The 2,760-nt window shown below is 73.6% G+C and carries 2 protein-coding genes; both read left to right on the top strand.

Features of this window, described 5'->3' with window-relative positions:
• Nucleotides 1-119: 119 nt before the first annotated feature.
• Nucleotides 120-1,964 (top strand): glycoside hydrolase family 3 protein, encoded by a 1,845-nt coding sequence (locus ACFTZL_RS43695; RefSeq protein WP_382595843.1) that lies wholly within the window; start codon nucleotides 120-122, stop codon nucleotides 1,962-1,964.
• Between the two features lie 128 nt (nucleotides 1,965-2,092).
• Nucleotides 2,093-2,755 (top strand): hypothetical protein, encoded by a 663-nt coding sequence (locus ACFTZL_RS43690; protein ID WP_382595840.1) that lies wholly within the window; start codon nucleotides 2,093-2,095, stop codon nucleotides 2,753-2,755.
• Nucleotides 2,756-2,760: the final 5 nt, after the last annotated feature.

Below are 2,760 nucleotides of genomic sequence, written 5' to 3'. Positions count from 1 at the left end.
CGCCGGTGGCGGCCCCTACTGGCGCGTTCCCTTGACTGGCAGAAACTTCCCGGTTATTGGTGACCTCTTGGAAGTTTCCTTCAGTGGATCCGAGCGGATCACCTCCGGAAGGAGCGCACGTGCACGACACCGGCACGGGAAGCACGGGAAGCACGGGAAACACCGCACAGCCCTCCAGACGCACCGTTCTCGCCGCCACGGCCGGCGTCACCGCCGCACTCGCGGCCGCCGGGCCGGCGTACGCCGCAGACGCCCCGGACGACACTCGACTGCGCGCTCACGTCTCGCGGATGACGCTGGAGGAGAAGGTCGGCCAGCTCTTCGTGATGCGGGTCTACGGCCACTCCGCCACCGACCCCGACCAGGCCGACATCGACGCCAACCTCAAGGAGATCGGGGTCCGTACGGCCGCCGAGCTGGTCGCGAAGTACCGGGTCGGCGGCATCATCTACTTCGCCTGGGCGCACAACACCCGCGAGCCGCACCAGATCGCCGACCTCTCCAACGGCATCCAGCGGGCCTCCCTGGGACTGCCCCGCGGGCTGCCCGTGCTCATCTCCACCGACCAGGAGCACGGGATCGTGGCCCGGGTCGGGAAGCCCGCGACACTGCTCCCCGGCGCCATGGCCGTCGGGGCGGGCGGGTCCCGGTCCGATGCCCGGGCGCTCGGCCGGATCGCGGGCGCCGAACTGCGGGCGATGGGCATCCGGCAGGACTACTCCCCCGTGGCCGACGTGAACGTCAACCCGGCCAACCCGGTCATCGGCGTACGGTCCTTCGGTGCCGACCCGCGGGCCGTGGCCGGGCTGGTGGCCGCCGAGGTCGCCGGATATCAGGGCTCCGGGGTCGCCGCGACCGCCAAGCACTTCCCGGGGCACGGGGACACCAACGTCGACAGCCACACCGGCTTCCCCACCATCACGCACAGCCGCGAGCTGTGGGAGAAGCTGGACGCACCGCCGTTCCGGGCGGCGATCGCCGCGGGCATCGACTCGATCATGACCGCCCATCTGATGGTCCCGGCCCTCGACGACTCCGGCGACCCGGCGACCCTCTCCCGCCCCATCCTCACCGGCATCCTCCGCGAGCGGCTCGGCTACGACGGAGTCGTGGTCACCGACTCCCTCGGCATGGAGGGCGTACGGAGCAAGTACGGCGACGACCGGGTGCCGGTGCTCGCGCTGAAGGCGGGCGTGGACCAACTGCTCAACCCGCCGGATCTGGACCTCGCCTGGAACGCCGTCCTGACGGCCGTGCGTGAGGGCGAGCTGACGGAGGCCCGGCTCGACGAATCGATCCTGCGGGTGCTGCGGCTGAAGTCCGAGCTGGGGCTGTTCCGCGCGCCGTACGTCAGCCAGGGCGGCGTAGACCGGACCGTCGGCATCCGCACGCACCTGAAGGCGGCCGACCGGATCGCCGAGCGGACGACCACACTGCTCGTCAACGAGGGCCGGCTGCTGCCGCTGTCCCGGCGCCGCCACCCCAAGGTGCTCGTGGTGGGGGCCGATCCGGCCTCGCCGTCGGGGACGACCGGTCCGCCCACGGGAGTGCTCGCGGGCGCGCTGTCGGAACTGGGCTTCACCGCCACCGCCCTGTCGACCGGTACCGCCCCCTCCGCGGCGACCATCGCGAAGGCGGTCGCGGCCGCGCGGGACGCGGACGCGGTGGTGGCCGCCACGTACAACGTCACGGCGAGCAGCAGCCAGAAGGCGCTGGTCGAGCAGCTCGTGGCGACCGGGAGGCCGGTCGTGGCGGTCGCGATCCGCAACCCCTACGACGTGGCCCAGTTGCCGTCCGCCCCGGCCTGCCTGGCCGCCTACTCCTGGACGGACGTCGAACTGCGGGCCGCCGCGCGGGTGATCGCGGGCCGGGTGAAGCCACGCGGGAAGCTGCCGGTCGCCGTGCAGCGGGCGGATGATCCGGAACAGGTGCTGTACCCGGTCGGGCACGGTCTGTCGTACTAGACGTACGCCACGGACCGGGCACACCACCCCCAACATGCGCAAACCGCCCCATGTGCCTGGCGTGCGCCCGCGATCGCGGGTCACGCTGGGTCAGGGCCCCAGGGCTCTGAGCACTCAGGGGGACGGCAATGCGCAAGAGGAGTTCGGCGGGGGTGTGCGGGCTGCTCGTGCTGGTCGCGCTGCTGGTCGGGTGTCAGAGCCCGTCGGCGGGCGTGGCGGAGGACGGCCGGCTGGGCGAGCCGGCGACGGGGACGGGGGCGGGGACGAGCGCCGCGGTCTCACCGTCCGCGACGCGGCCGTCCGGGTACGGGGCGGTGTTCCTCGCGGTCGACGAGTGCAGTTCGTTCGGTACGACGAGCTTCACCGAGGTTCCGTGCGCCGGTGAGCGGGCGGCGGCGCGGGTCGCGGCGCGGCACGACGGCGCGGTGCGTGACGGCCCGCGCTGCCCGCGGACCACGGACTTCGTGCTGCACATCAGCGAGCAGCGGCCCGCGTCCGACGAGGACGGCGACGGGGCGGTGCCGCGCGGCTACGCCTGTATGCGCAACCTCCAGCCGCCGCACCCCGGCGACCCGGGCGGCGGGGGCGGGCCGCGCACCATCGTCGGCGACTGCGTCTACAGCTCCGGCGACGGGCAGGTCCGCGAGACCGCGTGCGACGGGCAGGGCGAGCGGAAGCCGGAGTACCGGGTGACCCGGGCGGTCGCCGGACGCGCCGACTGCCCCGGCTCGACCGCCCTGTACGTCCGGCTGGGCGGCGATCGGCCCGTGGGGTGCGCCCGGCCGCTGTGAGCGGC

The sequence above is a fragment of the Streptomyces sp. NPDC056948 genome (assembly GCF_042674225.1).
In the GTDB taxonomy this organism is placed as follows: Bacteria; Actinomycetota; Actinomycetes; order Streptomycetales; family Streptomycetaceae; genus Streptomyces; species Streptomyces purpurascens.
This window is presented reverse-complemented; position numbering and strand designations above follow the sequence as displayed.